General features: G+C 44.6%; 16 protein-coding genes. 8 read left to right on the top strand and 8 right to left on the bottom strand.

All coding sequences use genetic code 11. The annotated features are described in order from the left end of the window. Positions 1–327: 327 nt before the first annotated feature. The gene (locus ACNKW2_RS08080) at positions 328–3,489 is read left to right on the top strand and encodes a TonB-dependent receptor (RefSeq protein WP_419148099.1); all 3,162 of its coding nucleotides are present in this window, start codon (positions 328–330) and stop codon (positions 3,487–3,489) included. Between the two features lie 33 nt (positions 3,490–3,522). On the opposite strand, the gene ACNKW2_RS08075 is transcribed toward ACNKW2_RS08080, so the two are convergent. Then, entirely contained in the window at positions 3,523–3,990 is a 468-nt protein-coding gene (locus ACNKW2_RS08075; RefSeq protein WP_419148098.1) for a MarR family winged helix-turn-helix transcriptional regulator, read from the bottom strand. A gap of 114 nt (positions 3,991–4,104) precedes the next feature. Between ACNKW2_RS08075 and hmgA the strand changes: the two genes are divergently transcribed. Together hmgA and maiA are read left to right on the top strand one after the other, a co-directional pair. After that, positions 4,105–5,400 (top strand): homogentisate 1,2-dioxygenase, encoded by a 1,296-nt coding sequence (hmgA, locus tag ACNKW2_RS08070; RefSeq protein WP_419148097.1) that lies wholly within the window; start codon positions 4,105–4,107, stop codon positions 5,398–5,400. A gap of 9 nt (positions 5,401–5,409) precedes the next feature. Then, positions 5,410–6,036 carry a maleylacetoacetate isomerase gene (gene maiA / locus ACNKW2_RS08065; RefSeq protein WP_419148114.1) on the top strand — a complete coding sequence of 209 codons (627 nt, stop codon included), beginning with the start codon at positions 5,410–5,412 and terminating at the stop codon, positions 6,034–6,036. A gap of 34 nt (positions 6,037–6,070) precedes the next feature. Here the strand turns inward: maiA and ACNKW2_RS08060 are convergent, their stop codons facing one another. After that, complete coding sequence (locus ACNKW2_RS08060; protein ID WP_419148096.1) at positions 6,071–6,301, bottom strand: TIGR02647 family protein; 231 nt, start codon at positions 6,299–6,301, stop codon at positions 6,071–6,073. Positions 6,302–6,357: 56 nt separating this feature from the next. Here ACNKW2_RS08060 and ACNKW2_RS08055 point away from each other — a divergent pair, with 56 nt between their 5' ends. Together ACNKW2_RS08055 and ACNKW2_RS08050 are read left to right on the top strand one after the other, a co-directional pair. Next, entirely contained in the window at positions 6,358–6,642 is a 285-nt protein-coding gene (locus tag ACNKW2_RS08055) for a DUF1496 domain-containing protein (RefSeq protein WP_419148095.1), read from the top strand. Positions 6,643–6,672: 30 nt separating this feature from the next. Beyond that, positions 6,673–6,909 carry a VF530 family protein gene (locus tag ACNKW2_RS08050; protein ID WP_336565022.1) on the top strand — a complete coding sequence of 79 codons (237 nt, stop codon included), beginning with the start codon at positions 6,673–6,675 and terminating at the stop codon, positions 6,907–6,909. Between the two features lie 29 nt (positions 6,910–6,938). On the opposite strand, the gene ACNKW2_RS08045 is transcribed toward ACNKW2_RS08050, so the two are convergent. The 3 genes from ACNKW2_RS08045 to ACNKW2_RS08035 all read right to left on the bottom strand — a co-directional run bounded on the left by ACNKW2_RS08045 (position 6,939) and on the right by ACNKW2_RS08035 (position 10,011). Continuing rightward, entirely contained in the window at positions 6,939–7,649 is a 711-nt protein-coding gene (locus ACNKW2_RS08045; RefSeq protein WP_419148094.1) for a type 2 periplasmic-binding domain-containing protein, read from the bottom strand. A 172-nt stretch (positions 7,650–7,821) separates the two neighbouring features. Next, positions 7,822–8,934: an arginase family protein gene (locus ACNKW2_RS08040; protein WP_419148093.1), complete on the bottom strand. Its 1,113-nt coding sequence runs from the start codon at positions 8,932–8,934 to the stop codon at positions 7,822–7,824. 297 nt (positions 8,935–9,231) lie between these two features. Further along, positions 9,232–10,011, bottom strand: coding sequence for a DUF2189 domain-containing protein (locus ACNKW2_RS08035; RefSeq protein WP_419148092.1), 780 nt, complete (start codon positions 10,009–10,011; stop codon positions 9,232–9,234). 337 nt (positions 10,012–10,348) lie between these two features. On the opposite strand from ACNKW2_RS08035, the gene udp reads away from it, so the two are divergent. Continuing rightward, a complete protein-coding gene (gene udp / locus ACNKW2_RS08030; RefSeq protein WP_336565026.1) occupies positions 10,349–11,110 on the top strand; it encodes a uridine phosphorylase in 762 nt (253 codons plus the stop codon). 44 nt (positions 11,111–11,154) lie between these two features. Here udp and cdd read toward each other — a convergent pair whose 3' ends face one another. From cdd to ppc, 3 genes are all read right to left on the bottom strand, one after another. Beyond that, positions 11,155–12,030 carry a cytidine deaminase gene (cdd, locus tag ACNKW2_RS08025; RefSeq protein WP_419148091.1) on the bottom strand — a complete coding sequence of 292 codons (876 nt, stop codon included), beginning with the start codon at positions 12,028–12,030 and terminating at the stop codon, positions 11,155–11,157. Positions 12,031–12,073: 43 nt separating this feature from the next. Next, complete coding sequence (locus tag ACNKW2_RS08020) at positions 12,074–12,442, bottom strand: hypothetical protein (RefSeq protein WP_419148090.1); 369 nt, start codon at positions 12,440–12,442, stop codon at positions 12,074–12,076. Between the two features lie 216 nt (positions 12,443–12,658). Beyond that, positions 12,659–15,292, bottom strand: coding sequence for a phosphoenolpyruvate carboxylase (gene ppc, locus ACNKW2_RS08015; protein WP_419148089.1), 2,634 nt, complete (start codon positions 15,290–15,292; stop codon positions 12,659–12,661). A gap of 117 nt (positions 15,293–15,409) precedes the next feature. Between ppc and ACNKW2_RS08010 the strand changes: the two genes are divergently transcribed. After that, positions 15,410–15,805, top strand: coding sequence for a thiol-disulfide oxidoreductase DCC family protein (locus ACNKW2_RS08010; RefSeq protein WP_419148088.1), 396 nt, complete (start codon positions 15,410–15,412; stop codon positions 15,803–15,805). Next, positions 15,798–16,523, top strand: a complete 726-nt coding sequence (locus ACNKW2_RS08005) for an SDR family NAD(P)-dependent oxidoreductase (protein ID WP_419148087.1) — start codon at positions 15,798–15,800, stop codon at positions 16,521–16,523. Before ACNKW2_RS08010 ends, ACNKW2_RS08005 begins: the two co-directional genes overlap by 8 nt. Positions 16,524–16,527 lie beyond the last annotated feature (4 nt).

The raw sequence follows: 16,527 nt of genomic DNA, 5'->3' as shown, positions 1-16,527 counted from the left end.
TTAACAACTTCACTCTTAAAAGATATAACATAATGATTTAGGCTAATTTGTTACCATATCACTACAGTAATATTTGTAATATTTATGAAACATAATTATCATACGCAACGGCCTCAAGTGGTTAAAGTTCAACCAACAGAAATGTTATTTGTCGAAAATTACGTAATTTTTGATAAAAAATTAACGTTTAGCAATGAAACTGACATACGCCACAGTTAAAGTATGGCCGTTCGAAATACTGGTACTAGATGATGTAGCTTAAGCCAATCATTTTCTATACCAAAAATAGTTTTGTATTAAAAACAAAGCCTCACGGGAATCAACATAATGAAAAATCAACTTCGTAAAAATGCGCTTACCCTAGCCGTTACAGCTAGTTTAGGGATAAGTGGATTGGCTAACGCTGCCGATACATCTTCCTCTGTTAAAGGCCAAATTGTAGGTCCTCAGGGTAACCCCGCCGTAGATACAAAAATAATTATTGTCCATGAGCCTACCGGTACTCGCCGCGTGGTCTCCACCAATGACTCTGGCAGCTACAATGCATCAGGCCTTCGTGTTGGCGGACCTTATACTATCACTATTGATTCAGATAAATTTCGCGATGCTGAACTTCGTAATGTCTATTTATCACTTGGTGAAGCGCGAAAGCTTGATCAACAACTTAGTGAACTACAGATGGAGTCTATCGTAGTAACAGGTACTCCAATACTCTTTAACTCATCAGCGAATGATACCTATTATGGTTCTGAAGCCATCAAGAATACACCAAGCATTAGCCGCGATATCAAAGATGTTGTAAGAAACAACCCTTTAGTGGTAATTCAGCCAGGCAATGACAGTGCAATGACCATCGCAGGTTCAAACCCTAGAACCAACTCCATTACTGTTGATGGTATCCCTCTAAACGATGATTTTGGCCTTAACTCTGGTGGCTACCCTACACAACGTAACCCCTTCCCTCTTGACGCTCTCGATCAAGTAACCGTTCAAGTAGCACCTACTAACGCGAAGTCTAGCGGATTTACTGGTGGTAACGTTGATGCTGTTTTTAAGTCTGGTAGCAATGAAGTTGAAGGCAGTGTCTTTTTCGAAAAAATGACTGACAGCTGGGCTGGAACACCAACACTTGACGGTGAAGAAGTTCCATTAGAGTTTGACGAAGAAAATTATGGCTTTTCTGTTGGCGCACCTATTTTACAAAACAAGCTTTTCTTTTTTGGCGCCTATGAGAAATATGAATCTCCTCAGAGTATTGAATGGGGCCCTGCCGGTTCAGGTATTGGTGCAAACGAAACAAACATAACAGACTCTGATGTAGCCGCTGTTCGTCGCATAGCCTCTGAAGTGTATGGTGTTGATAATATCGGTAGCTCTGATAAACAGCCACAACTTGAAGATGAAAAATACATTATCAAGTTAGACTGGAATATTAACGATGAACATCGTGCGAACTTTGTCTACATGTTCAATGAAGGTAACCGTACCAACAATATGACCAATGATGAAGATGATCTTCACCTAAGTACATATTGGTATAACAAGTCAGAAAAGCTAAATAACTTTAGCACTACTTTGTATTCTGACTGGACCTATGACTTTTCAACTCAGGTTAGCTTCACAAGCAAATCAGTTGAAACAGGTCAAGTTTCTTTGGATAGCCAGCTAGGTTTGGGTGATATCAGTGTTAACAACATCGATGTTGATGGTGACGGTACTACAGGTGACATTAGTTTTGGTTCAGATGCCAGCCGCCACTCAAACTCATTAGAAAATGATCTCACCACATTAAAGTTTGATGCGACTTATCTTCTAGACGAACACACTATTGAGTTTGGTTTAAAGTACGATATTCTTGATGTTAAAAACCTTTATCTAGACAGCTCAAAAGGCGTGATTACCTTTAATAGTCTAGAGGACTTTGAAAACCGTTTAGTTTCTAGATATAACTACAGTAATGGTATTGGTAACAACCCAGATGCGGTAGCCGCCGAGTTTAAACGCCAAGACTTAGCACTTTATGTGAATGATACTTGGGACTTTAGTGATGAGTTATCATTCACCTTTGGTCTTCGTTATGAACGTTTAGGTTCAGATGATAAGCCAGCCTTTAACCAAACAGTACTAGACAGAACTGGTTTTGATAATACTTACAACCTTGATGGTGCAGATATTTGGCTCCCTAGAGCTGGTTTCACTTATTATATGAATGACGACGTTACTATTCGAGGTAGCTTCGGCCGTTATGCAGGTGGTAATCCAAACGTTTGGATTTCAAACTCTTACTCAAATGACGGTTTTAGTCGACAAAACTACTCTAATCAAGACTTCCAAGCACCAACAGGCATACTTAACAGCATTCCTCAAGATGCTCTTGATGGTATCAATGAAGCTAACCAAGGCTCAGTGTCTAACTTAATTGACCCTAATTTTGATATCCCGTCGCAGTGGACCTACATGTTAAATGCAGATGTTACTCTTGATATTCCATATATTGGTGATAACTTTGCTTGGACTACAACTGCAATATACACAGATAAGGAAGACACAGCTGAGTGGGTTAATGCTGCATTGCAAGAAGATGACATAGTCGGTTACTCTGCAGATGGTGCATTGCCTTTCTACGATACGCGTGAACTTGAAATCATGCTTACCAATGCTGACAAAAATGGCCGTTCAATCATTTTAAGTACAGGTTTGTCAAAAGAGTGGGAGAATGGCTTTAGTTTTGATGCATCATACACACACCAAGACATTACCGAAGGAAACCCTGGTGGCTCATCAACAGCACGCAGTAACTACCGTTACGGTCACTTCCTTGATCATCAAAAAACTCAAATCGGTACCTCTACTTATGAGACTGAGCACCGCTTTGTACTTAACCTAGGTTACTCAACAGAGTTTATTGAAAATTACAAAACTAATTTCAATTTATTCTTTGAGCGCCGCTCAGGCTCTGCATTCAGTCACTTAACTAGATGGCAAAACCTAACAGGCGGCCGCTTCTTTAACCAAGACTTAATTCAACCGTCTGGTTTTGGTACTACCTTCGGTGGCAACTACCTTGCTTATGTTCCAACCGCTAACGATCCCAATGTATTACGTTATGAAGGTGTAACCGAAGAAGAGGTGTTAAACCACTTTAAAGACATAGGCTTGTCAAACTACGCAGGTGGCTTTGTCGACCGCAGTGTAGGTAAGTCACCTTGGATTACTTCAATGGATTTATACGTATCACAAGAACTGCCTGGCTTTAGCGCAGATCATAAAGGTGAAGTATATTTTGTAGTTAACAACCTATTGAATCTAATCGATTCATCAGCAGGAAAGGTATTTACTCAGGATTTTGGTACTCGCAATGTAATTGAAATGGATATCGACCCACAAACTGGAAAATACATTGTAGGCGCACCTAGAACAGGTGACTTCAAGTTTGAAGCTGAAGAGTCGACATACCGCGTGAAGATTGGTGTTCGTTACAACTTCTAAGAACTGATCTAATATCACATATAAAAGGCCAACTTAAGTTGGCCTTTTTTGTTCCTGTTTGGCTAATTTACCATCCAATATTGCCAGTAACTGGGCAAATTGCGCCTTCTGCTCAGTGGTAAAGCAGTCTAATAACAGCGTCTCCCACTGCCGTGCAAGTGGCGTTAACAAGCGATATAACTCCATTCCCTCAGCCGTCGCCACCACCAGCTTAGCCCGCTTATCTTGACTGTTTTCAGACAGCGCCACCAACCCTCGCTGTTGCAATTGCTTAATGGCACGCGACACCGTCGATTTATCCATATTGGCTAAATCGCATATGGCTCGAGCGGTGATCCCTTGGTGATGAATGGTGTGCGATAAAGTACGCCACTGCGGCTGGGTTAATTGTCCTTGCTGTTCATACACCTGGGCAAAGTCATTGCTCACTTTGGTTGACAGCGACACCAACTGGTAGGGAAGAAACTCTTGAATATTAAGTAGTTTTCTATCGTTTTCCATAAGCTCTCTTACACTTCAATGTCATGAAAACTTTACAGCCAGTGTTTCGCCATAACATTGAAAATACTCTCACATGAGAGTATCTTACTATAAAACCTAAAGGAGTCGAGACCTATGAGCCAAGAATTACAATATCTAACCGGGTTTGGTAACGAGTTTGAAACTGAAGCCTTACCAGGTGCATTACCGATTGGGCAGTTTTCACCGCAAAAAGTAAAATACGATTTATACGCTGAACAATACAACACCACAGCATTTACCGCACCACGGGCGGATAATCGCCGTAATTGGTTCTATCGTATTCGCCCTTCTGTGTTGCAAGGTGAGTATGAAGCCATGGATAACGGCTTGCTGCGCACGGCGCCAATCACAGAAGCGGTCACTCCCCCTTCCATGCTGCGCTGGAACCCTATCGCCGTACCAGAAGAGAAAACTGATTTTATCGATGGCCTAGTGACCATGGCGGCGAATGGCAGTGCCAACGCGCAAACGGGTATTGGTATCCATGTTTATGTTGCCAATAGCTCTATGGAAGGTCGTTATTTTTATAATGCCGACGGTGAAATGCTATTTGTACCGCAAGAAGGTGAGTTATTGCTAAACACCGAGTGTGGCAAGTTGGCCATCAAACCGGGAGAAATTGCTGTAATTCCCCGTGGCATCAAATTCAGTGTTGAATTGCTGAGCGATTCAGTACGTGGCTATATTTGTGAAAACTACGGCCACCCATATATTTTGCCTGAACGTGGACCAGTTGGCGCCAATGGTTACACCAATGAGCGCGACTTCCAGTACCCAGTGGCCGCTTTTGAAGACAAAGAAGGCGATTTTGAGTTAGTGGCGAAATTCAACGGTAACCTATTCCGTTGTGATATCGGCCACTCTCCACTCGATGTCGTTGCTTGGACAGGTAACAGCGCCCCTTATAAATACGACCTAGCCCGTTTTAATGTCATGAATACGGTGAGCTTTGATCACCCCGACCCGTCTATTTTTACGGTGCTAACCTCGCCTTCAGGCACACCTGGGGTGGCGAATATTGACTTTGTGATCTTCCCGCCGCGTTGGATGGTGGCAGAAAACACCTTCCGCCCACCGTATTATCACCGTAATATTATGAGTGAGTTTATGGGCCTAATTGAAGGCGTGTATGACGCCAAAGAGCATGGCTTTGTGCCTGGTGGTATGAGCTTACACAACTGTATGTCACCGCATGGCCCTGAGGCCGATGTGTTTGAAAAAGCCAGTAACGCCGAGCTAGAACCGCAGCGCTATGAAAATACCCTCGCGTTTATGTTTGAGTCACGTTACATTATCTCTCCAACTAAGTATGCGCTAGAAGGCAACGAGCGTCAGCCAAACTATGCTGATTGCTGGAAAGGCATTAAAAAATACTTTAAAGGAGCCTAAACTAAGATGTTGAAACTGTATTCTTACTTTCGTTCATCCGCCGCGTATCGTGTTCGCATTGCGCTTAACCTTAAAGGACTAGAGCACGAATTGGTCCCGGTTAATTTATTAAAGTCAGAACAACAAGGCGAGGCGTATCTTAAGGTCAATAACCAAGGGTTATTACCAGCTCTTGAAACCGAGCATGGCACCCTAGCGCAATCTTTAGCGATGCTAGAGTGGCTTGAAGAAACGCAGCCAGGACAAGCATTGCTGCCACAAGACCCTTGGCAAAAAGCCCAAGTACGTAACTTTTGCTATGCCATTGCCTGTGATATTCACCCTATCGACAATTTACGGGTATTAAAATACCTGTCGACTAAGCTTGGAGTGAGCGATGAACAAAAGAACGAATGGTATCGTCACTGGGTAATTGAAGGCTTTAAAAAGATAGAGCCGATGATAGGTGATGGCCAATTCTGCTTTGGCACAGAGCCAACGCTGGCGGACGTTTGCCTAGTTCCACAGGTATTTAATGCGCTGCGCTTTAAAGTGGATATGACTCCCTTTCCAAAAATCAGTCGGGTTTATGAATATTGTAATACCCTCGAGGCGTTCCATGACGCCGCACCTGAAAACCAGGCCGACGCCAGTTAATCATTGAAATAAAGGGAGCAAACGCTCCCTTATTTTATTTAAGTGCACTATAAACATGATCGAAGTGATCGATTAAATCCTGACCCAAATCGGTCAAGTAGCCACCATCGGGGCTATCGATGACGCCTTTATCAAATAACCTTTGCGCAGCATGCTGTGTTGCTTCTGGCGCGTGACTGTGGATTTTTATCCCTTGGTGTAAACTGTTCCTAGGAAACTTTGTTAGTAACGTTAATTCTTCCAACATTTTTTCATCAAGTGCCATTGTTATTTATCCTTATTCTTCTATATTCATCTAAAACTCTAGTCTAAAAAATCGTAATGATGAAATTTTTATCCGCTTTACTGTTATTGTTATTTTTTAACCCCCTTGTCAGCTTCGCAGCCCCCGAAGAAGTTAAGCTGTTTGGTGACATACCCAAGCAAGTTTGCTGGTATCAAGGACACTCCTACAGTGAAGGCGCCCTACTTAGCCAGTTTGATATGCTGTTTGTGTGCGCCCCTAAATACGCTAACCAACAAAATAGCAAGCTGGTATGGCTTAAGGCAGATGCCTCGGGAAAAGCAATTAGACCTGAAATTGAAGACAAAATTAGGGTAAGATAGCGCCTAAGTCGTACTAGCAAATATAAATATATGGACAAGCAACCCAATAATCCCCTTCACGGCGTTAAGTTAGAACAAATTATCCGTGAGCTTGAGCAAGAGTTAGGCTGGCAAAAAATGGCGGCCGTGGTGAATATCAACTGCTTTAAAGACAACCCAAGCATTAAGTCGAGCTTAAAGTTTTTGCGTAAAACACCCTGGGCACGGGAAAAAGTAGAACAGCTGTACCTAGATACATTTCACGGCTTTCAGTGGCCGCAATCCTAAGTGACTTCGCCATCTAGAGCATAATGGCGTTATTGCTCGGAATACAAACGTTGATAGGCCGTACTTAACTTATTGATCACGTATTTCGGCATGGATTTGTTGCACGCCAAATATAAAGTCGACTGAAAGTTTTCCAGGGTATAAACCGGCTCCAATAATTGCGCCGTCTCTTCGGTTAAACTTCTGAAACGATATTGCGCATCACTTAAAATAACCAAATCGACAAAGTCTTTCCGTTCTTTTAGAAGCTTAAAGATCCGATCGAAGGAATTGATTAAAATCAATTCCTTACCTTCCACAAAACCGTGTTCCATTAAAAACTGATGACTAAAATTATCGCGGATCACCGCTGTTTGATATTGCCGAGCATCAGTCATTGAGGCCAGCGTAATATTGCGCTCGCGCAAAGCATAAAAAGAGGTGGAGAAACGAGTAATAGGGAACACCCACTCAAGCTCATGCTCCCGTGATTTATTTCGAGCAGTAGAAAAAATGCAGGTATCATCGCGCCTAAGCGCAGCGTTATAAGCCACAGGCCAAGACAGCACATTAATTGAATAATCCAGCCCGGAGCCGTCTAACACCGCACGCACCTTGTTGGCGGCATGACCAATTAACTGACCTTCTTCATTCGTGTATTGAAAATCTGGAAAGTTTTCGGTCACTATGTTTAGTGTGAAAGCCCATGAATTAAAGCTTATGCACATCAATACGCCACAAAATAACACCCTAAATTTCATTCACGCTCTCCATTAGCTACTTGACTAATATAGTAGTTAGGCGCTAGCAGAGCAATAATTGATGTAATCAGCGGGATTAAAACACACGAAGTTGTGAAACCGTACGAAAGGTTAGACTTAACTGACTAGCCTAACACGCTGTCAGTTAAGTCTTAAATTGCGGGTCTATAAATTAGCTTTGGTTGATGGCATCGATTAAAAATGCGCTCAGCTTAGCCCCTTCTCTTAAGGTGGTTTCCGAGCTCGTTTGTCCCACCAATGAGCTGTCGGTAAAAGGCGCGATCTCCATCATATCTGCGCCCGTTATTTTAAACTCGGCTTTTAGCGCACTCAAAATAACCATGGCTTCATCAGGAGTCATGCCGCCCGCTTCAGGTGTTCCTGTGGCTGAAGCAAAGGCTTCATCTAAGGCATCAATATCAAAGCTGACATACAGCTCTTCTACCTGATCTGCTTTTAATTGTGCGATAACTTCGCTTACCACAGCTTGAGCACCACGCTCTCTGATCTCATGAGCCCAATGCTGCTTCACGCCAAACGTCGACTCCCAGTGAGACTTAGGTTTACCGCTGGAGCGAATACCAAATTGCACTAGGTGATGCGGTGCTGGTAAATATTCTAAAATATGCGTACACCATGAGCCAAAACACAGATCAATGCCTAAGCGCTCGACCAGTAAATCGGTGTGGGCGTCAAAATGAATAATGGCCGTTTTAATACCACGGTCGCGTTTGGCTTTTAAATACGATTTAGTTAACGGATAGCTAATGGAGTGATCGCCACCGATACCAAAAATGCCCTTGTCGGGATGGTTGGCATAAAAGCCATCACAGACATCTTCTGTGATTGACAGCGGCGAGACGTAATAATCACTTTTTGGATCGGCATACAGTGCTTTTTGGCAATTACTGATGGTTTGCTCATTTAGGTATTTATCATGGAGTAAGTGTGGAATAACACGCACATCACCCAAATCAAACGCACTGGTTTGTGGTTGTTGTTCAATTAACGTTGAACGTAAAAACAGCGGGCCCCAGTTGGCACCACGTAAGATCCCACCACCACAGTCAGAGCTGATCCCTAAAATAGCCGCTTTGTATTCACTTTGACCCAGTTGCTGCAAAGATTGCTTCCACAAGCCTTCAACGCCCTCTGTTTGTCCATAAAGCTTTTCTCTTAGTGCCGCTTTGCGCTCTTTAGCTGTGTTGACGGTAAAAACGCCATCACCTGGGGGGCATAAACAGTGCTCAAGTTTTTGCTGAAATGATTGGTTACTCTGTGACATCGCTATCCCCTGTTATTTGAATATTCATGCTGTCGACCGCCTGCAATAATTACTCGCTCCTTTCCCGCTTTTGACTTCGCCTCATGGCGAGTAAGCAGCACTGGCAGTTCAAGCACCAGCGCAATTAATTATTTAAAATTCAGTACTTTAAAATAAAATCAAGCAGAGAGGGCTGCAATGTATATCGGTCTTGTCGACAAAACCTGAGGCATATATATCAGGTTTCAAAACGCTGTCAACCGCTACCCTAAAGTGTTTATTTAAGGTAACGGTTGATTATTCATGGAGAGTGTTTAGTTATTCGTAATGACGCGGTATTTTTGTTTTGATTACAGCAATGTAGCCGTGCCAACTGGCGTATGCCAACAGCGGCATAATGATAATAAATCCGGCGGTGCCAGTGGCAAAGCCCAGCAATACCATAAACACGATAATGCTGCACCATACCAGCATAGCGGCAAAGTTTTCTTTGGCGGCATGCATTGAGCTGACTACTGCAGTCATAATATCAACGCGACGTTCCATCATTATTTGTGGGGTAAACACCGAAATGCCAAACACACACACCAGTAAAATTCCGCCCACAATCGAGCCTAGTGCCAAAAATGCCGATAGCTGTTCAAAAGTAGGATCGGGCACATTGGGGTAAAGCGCATGGATTAACGCCGCCAGCCGCATCCACACGATCATTATCACCATAAGCAGCACAGCAAAACCCCACTCACCCGCCGGGTTACGAAACATCGACTTTAAACTGTGAGTAAGTGTTGGTTTATGGCCTTTTTCCAGCTCCCAGGCAACATCGTATAACCCTGCCGCAAACGCCGGACCAATTAAGGCAAAGGCCACCGCTGCAGGTAAAATCACTAAATGCGTACCAGACTGATACACAAACCACATAATACAAGCTGGGATAAGGGTAAATACTAGACCGTAGACTAGACTTAAAATGGGCGCATTGGCAATGTCTTTAAAGGCCAGCGCGAGCCAGTGAAACGGCGCCAACGCCGCGACTTTGTTGCACTCAAAACAACGGGCAAACTCGTTATTTTTATCTATAGAATGTGTAGCAGGCATAACCATTCCTCGTAGTTACTCTCTCTTAAAGGTTTAGTGGAACATTGGCAATCTGGCAAGGTGAAAATTCACCCAGTGTTCAGTGCCATGGCTTTTACCCCTCCTTGGCAAAGCAATTGCTAGCGGTTGTTGCCACTGCCAGCCTATGTTCACAAACACTCGCCGTACTGTAGCTACCACGTGCCTAGGGATTGCTGGTCACTTAATAAGGCGCTATGGTAGACAAAGATGTTAAGCACTTTTGCTAATCACTGGTCTTGATGCAGTCGGACATCTGTCCTGTACACACCAAGCGTTTACTATAAACATTACGCTTTAAACATAACTAAGGTTTACTATGGAAAAGGTATTTCACTTAGGTCTAACCAAAGCTGACCTACAAGGCGCCTCTCTCGCCATTGTCCCTGGCGACCCTGAACGCGCACAGCGCATCTCAGAGTATCTTGATTCACCCACTTGCTTAGCGCAAACGCGTGAATTCCATATTTATCTCGGCTTTTTACAACAAACCCCTGTGGTCATTTGTTCTACCGGAATTGGTGGACCATCCACTTCCATTGCTGTTGAAGAGTTGGCGCAACTTGGTGTTGAAACCTTTTTGCGTATTGGTACTACTGGCGCAATCCAACCGCATATTAATGAAGGTGAAATCCTAATTAGCACCGCCTCAGTACGCCTTGATGGTGCCAGTCAACACTTTGCCCCTATTGAGTTCCCAGCGGTGTCTGACTTCCATGCTACCGCAGCCATGGTAAAGGCATGTGAGACCTTGGGCATAACGCACCATGTTGGGATCACTGCATCCAGCGACACCTTTTACCCCGGCCAAGAGCGTTATGACACCTATTCAGGTTATGTTCGTAAGGCCTATCAAGGTTCGTGTGAAGAGTGGCAAAAACTCAATGTGATGAATTATGAAATGGAGTCGGCGACGTTATTCACCATGTGTGCAGCACTGGGATTAAAAGCGGCTTGCCTTGCAGGTGTGTTGGTGAACCGCACGCGACAAGAAATTCCTAATGTCGACCATCACAACATCGAGAAAAACGCCGTTACCGCGGTGCTTAAAGCAGCAGAATTACTGCTTAACGAAAAGTAATATTCAGTGCCACAAAGCTCAAATGCTTTGTGGCACCTTGTTCCCTAATTGCCAGCAACTTCGCTATGCTGCAGCAAATCTTGGCAGTCAAACGCTGCAAGCACCGCTTTACTCACCGCCAGTTGATTACTTTGGCCTTGTGTTTCCAGCAACGTAATGCCCGCAACCTGAGATCTATCTAACAGCTCAACGCCTGCTAACGCCAGTTGACTCAACGCCCCTTGTAAAGGCGATAAGCTGGGGTTGTAGGCTGCGTTTTCGGCATAGCGACCATAGAAATAACGGCCATCATGGAGGCGAATTTCCACGGCGCTGGCGTTGTTAGAGTATGGCGCATAGGCCAATTGATAGTGTTGATAAAGCGCGTCACTGACGCCATCAGGTAAGGATTGTTGGTTAGGTTCAACTGCAGCTTGATTGAATAAAGTGTGTTGATTACCCAGATCCGAGGGCCCAAAAGCATTCGGCAGCAACTCAGGCAGCGAGGTCGCACCGTTTGGCAACAGTATTTGCAGTTGCTTGGCAGTGCTGAGCTCATTCATAAACTGCCGACAATACCCACACGGTGCGGCATTAATCGTCATTTTGGAAATTTCTTTAGCACCATTTAGCCATGCGTTATTAATCGCTGCTTGTTCAGCGTGCACCACTAAACTGAGTGCTTGGCGAGAGAATTCTAAATTGGCGCTGAGAAAGGCGTGCTTTGATTGGTTATCCCACGCTATTGCACCAACATAAAACTGAGAAATCGGGGGAGTTGCAAAGGTTGCGGCCACTTCCAGTAAATGCGCTTCGAGTTGTTGTTCGCTAAGATGGTAAGTGTGTTGCAATGTTTCCAGTGTCGAATAGCAAAAGACACCGCCACTTTTTATTGCTTGCGCGCGCAGCGCTTGATTAATTCCAGATTCTGACTTAACCATATTGTTATCATGTTTATCTATGGCAGGACAGTTTACGCAACTCTTACAAGCGACTCAACCATTCTCGCGCAGATTTAAAGCATTCGAAGTTCTCAGCATTAACGTCAAAACGTTTTATTTTTTGTAAAAACAAATCGTGCATATAGCCTTCGAATCCAACCACCCGCGCGATGTTCATATCGCCAATATAGTGGGCTACTTTAGGCATGATATTGATGATGTCGATGGCAGCGAAGCGATGCTCCAATTCACTGACATCAACAAGAATGTTTTTACTTTTATGCTTATTGGCATAACAATGGGCGCGTTGGTACGACTCCACCACATCTTTAGCACTGGCAATCCCTCTCACCTTCATCATTATCAAGTCGTTACACTTATCAAACGTCACGCTAGTAGAGATCTTATGCATTTACCGAGTTACCTATCAACAAACCATTCTTGAGAAAAACAAACATACCAACTGGTATAACCAGCCGGGCATTTTAAGACAATCTGATTTTCTGTCAACAAAGTTACTAATAAAAAACCAGCAAAAAAGAAAAAACCAATCCTTTGGGATTGGTTTTGTTTCTTCAATTTCGCCTTATGTTAATGGCACACGCAACATTTTATTGCAAAAATAACATTAACCCGTATTGCGCATTCCTGCTGCAATTCCGGTCATGGTTATCATTAAGGCTAAATCAATATCGTGTTTGGTTTCTTCTCTGGCGCGCTTCAACAGCTCAATTTGCAACAAATTAAGTGGATCGGTATAAGGGTTGCGCAGTGCAATGGACTCTCTGATCCAAGGCTGTTGTGACAACAGTGAGGACTCAGGAGCAAGCTCTCGTACCAGCTCAGTGGCACTTTGTAAGTTATCACGAAGTTCTTTACCTAGGTCTTGATATTCGCTAGTCACTAAACTGGCATCATACATTTCACTTAACCAAAGATCGGCTTTACAAAAAACCATTTCCAGCATTTCTAGTCGAGCGCGAAAAAATGGCCACTGTTGACTCATGGACTGCAAGGTCGCTTTGCCATATTTGTCGATGGCGGCTTCTAAGCCTTCTTTTGCCCCTAACCAAGCTGGCAGCATTAAGCGATTTTGACTCCAAGCAAAGATCCATGGAATGGCACGTAGGCTTTCCACCCCACCATTGGGGTTACGCTTAGAGGGCCGCGAGCCTAAAGGCAACTTCGATAACTCCTGCTCAGGCGTGGCCATTCTAAAATAAGGCACAAAGCTGGGGTTTTCCCTAACAATACTGCGATATTTTTCGCAAGAGGCGGCACTGATGCAGTCCATTACTTCCACCCACTGCGGCTCTGGGCTTGGTGGTGGTAATAAGTTACTTTGTAAAATCGCGCCGGTGTAAATCGATAGACTTTGCATGGCCACTTTGGGCAAACCAAATTTAAAACGGATCATTTCACCCTGTTCCGTGACTCGCAAACCATTACGCAGTGAACCTGGCGGCTGTGAACGCAACGCTTGCGCTGCTGGTGCACCACCACGGCCAATGGTGCCGCCGCGGCCGTGAAACAGCACTAATTCCACGCCTTTTGATTCTGCCAACGCCACCAGCTTGTCCATGGCATCATATTGTGCCCAGCCTGCAGCCATCATGCCGGCATCTTTGGCCGAGTCGGAATAACCAATCATGACAAACTGGCGAGCCCCGATGGTGCCTTTGTACCAGTTGTTTTCTAATAAGCCACTGATCACGGCTTCAGCGTTATTCAAATCATCCAAGGTTTCAAATAAAGGCGCCACCGGTAAAGTAAACTGACAGCCACTCTCTTGCAGTAACAAGTGCACCGCTAAAATATCGGAAGCACTTTGCGCCATGGAGATAATGTAAATGCCCAAACTGTTTTGATCTTGTTGTGCGATGACTTCAAAGGTTTCTAGTACTTCTTTGACGTTAGCACTGGGCTGCCAATGGCGCGGGAGCAAAGGCCTTCTTGAGCTCAGCTCAGTGAGTAAAAAGGCTTGTTTGTCAGCTTCTTGCCATTGCTCATAATCGCCTAAGCCTAAATAGCGGGTGAGCTCTGAAAACACTTCGCTGTGGCGGGCCGAGTCTTGGCGTATATCGAGCTTACACAAAGACACCCCAAAGCAATCAATGCGACGCAATACGTCGAGCAGTAAGCCATTGGCAATCTTAGCCATTTGGCATTCCACCAATGAGCGGTAGCAAGCTTCTAACGGTTCTCGGATCTGCGCCACGCGCTTGATTTTGTCTTGGTGATGAGAGCTGATCCCTTTGATTTTGTTTTCTAACGCCGCGATGGTCTCTTCCACTTCGCTACGCACTTGCTTGAGAATAAAACGATACGGCTCATTACTGCCCTCAGCTCGTTGCTGTAGTTGCTCTGAGGCCTTAGACATGGATAACTCGGCGCCCAAGGTTTCCAGATCGCGGCGATACAAATCCAACGCCATCCAACGCCCATGGTCGAGCACCGACTGGGTAACGTTGGACGTCACAAATGGGTTGCCATCGCGATCCCCACCCATCCAAGAGGTGAGCTGTATTGGACTGAAGTTACTGGGAAGTTGTAAGTCTAAACGGGTTTTCACTTGGTCGCTCAAATACCTGACAAACTTTGGTACTGCTTGCCAGAGGCTATTTTCTATGACCGCAAATCCCCATTTAGCTTCATCTAAAGGCGTTGGCCGCTTTTCGCGAATGTCGTTGGTATGCCAAGCTTGGCTGATCAGCTGCTCGATTCGATCAATCACTTCATCGTAAAGCGGATCTTCGCCTGAGGTGCTTTCTAACATTCTTAGGCATTCGCTGAGTTCTACGTGCTTGTTGATAATGGTGCGGCGTGTTACCTCTGTGGGATGCGCTGTCAGTACCAAGTCTATTTTTAATCTGGCAATGACTTCGGCTACGTCATTGAGTGACAAGCTGCCGGATTCCACTTGGCTTTGTATTTCATCAAGGGCCTTATCTATTTCAATCATTACGCCGTCTGGCGCGCCAGACTTAGAAATAGTATGAAATTGCTCGGCTACATTGGCAAGGTTAAGAAAATGATTGAACGAACGGGCAACGGGCAATAATGCTTCATCACTTAAATTTCGCAAGGTTTCAATCAAGGCTTGGCGGTCTGATTCATTGCCACTGCGAGAGGACTTGGCCAAATGACGAATTTCTTCGACCTTATCCAAGGTTTCTTGCCCTTGTGCTTGGGCAATGATCTGTCCCAGCATTTGTCCCAGTTGGCTTACATTACTGCGCAAGCTTGCGTATTGCTCTGTCATACAATCTCCTTGATGAAAAAGTAATTATCTCTTCACTATACCGAGATTAATCACAATTGCGAACGATCTATTTTCAAGACCCTAGCGTAAAAGTGTGACACGTTTGGGAAACAATTAATGCCAGCTATGATTATATTTTATGACGGTCAGTGTCCACTTTGCCGCAAAGAAATGGTTGAACTAAAACGCCATGATCACCATGATAAAGTAGATTTAGTGGATGTTCACAGTGAGCGCTTTGAGCAAGAGTTCCCCCAAGTGGGCTTCGCTGATGCCATGGCTTTACTCCATGGTTACGATGACAACGGCAAGCTACTCATCGGCTTAGATGTCACTGTGCTTGCTTGGCAAAGTGTTAATAAACACCGTTGGTTAGCAATATTGCGATGGCCCGTTATTCGCCCTATTGCCGATTGGTGTTACAAGCAATTCGCCGCCCATCGCATGAGTATTTCTCGCATGTTGGCGCCAAGCCAATGCACGCTCGATAAAAAAGGATGTCACCGTGACTAAGCAAGCTATCATTGTAATTGGTGCCAGCTCTGGTATTGCCAAAGCCTTTATCAAACAGCAATCACAGCGCTATCCGGATGCGCAAATCATTACCGTTTCACGCCAAGGCGATGCCCCAGCCCCTGAGGTGGATGTTCATTACCGCTGCGATTACTCCAGCGCCGGTATTGCAGACATCGCCGAGAAAATGCGTGCGGGAGACTACACCGTACCGAGCATTACAGTGTTCAATGGCATAGTCCACAACGATGAGATTGGCATGCCAGAAAAGCGCTTGGAAGATATAAATCTTGAATACAGCCGTAGCCTTTTCGACACCAATACTTTGTTGCCTATGCAGTGGCTGCAAGCATTGTTGCCGTTGATGAAAAGCAAACAGCCTTGTATTTTTACCGCGCTGTCAGCTCGAGTGGGCAGCATAAGTGACAATCGCCTTGGTGGCTGGTACAGCTATCGAGCCTCGAAAGCGGCTCTTAACATGATGTTTAAGTCGGCGGCGGTTGAATTAGCTCGGCGAGCCAAAAACGTCAAGTTATTGCTGTTTCATCCAGGCACCACAGACACTCAGCTATCTGAGCCGTTTCAAGCCAATGTACCCGAAGATAAACTCTTTAGCCCAGAGTTTGTAGCTCAACAGCTTAGCGACATTCAATCTCAATTAACGCCAGACGGCAGCGCCAGCTACCTAGACTGGCAAGGACAATCCATATCATGGTAGAAAG

Source organism: Pseudoalteromonas 'SMAR' (genome assembly GCF_048515945.1).
GTDB lineage: Bacteria > Pseudomonadota > Gammaproteobacteria > Enterobacterales > Alteromonadaceae > Pseudoalteromonas.
Note: the sequence above shows the minus strand (reverse complement) of the source record. Positions and strands in the feature narration are given on the sequence as shown.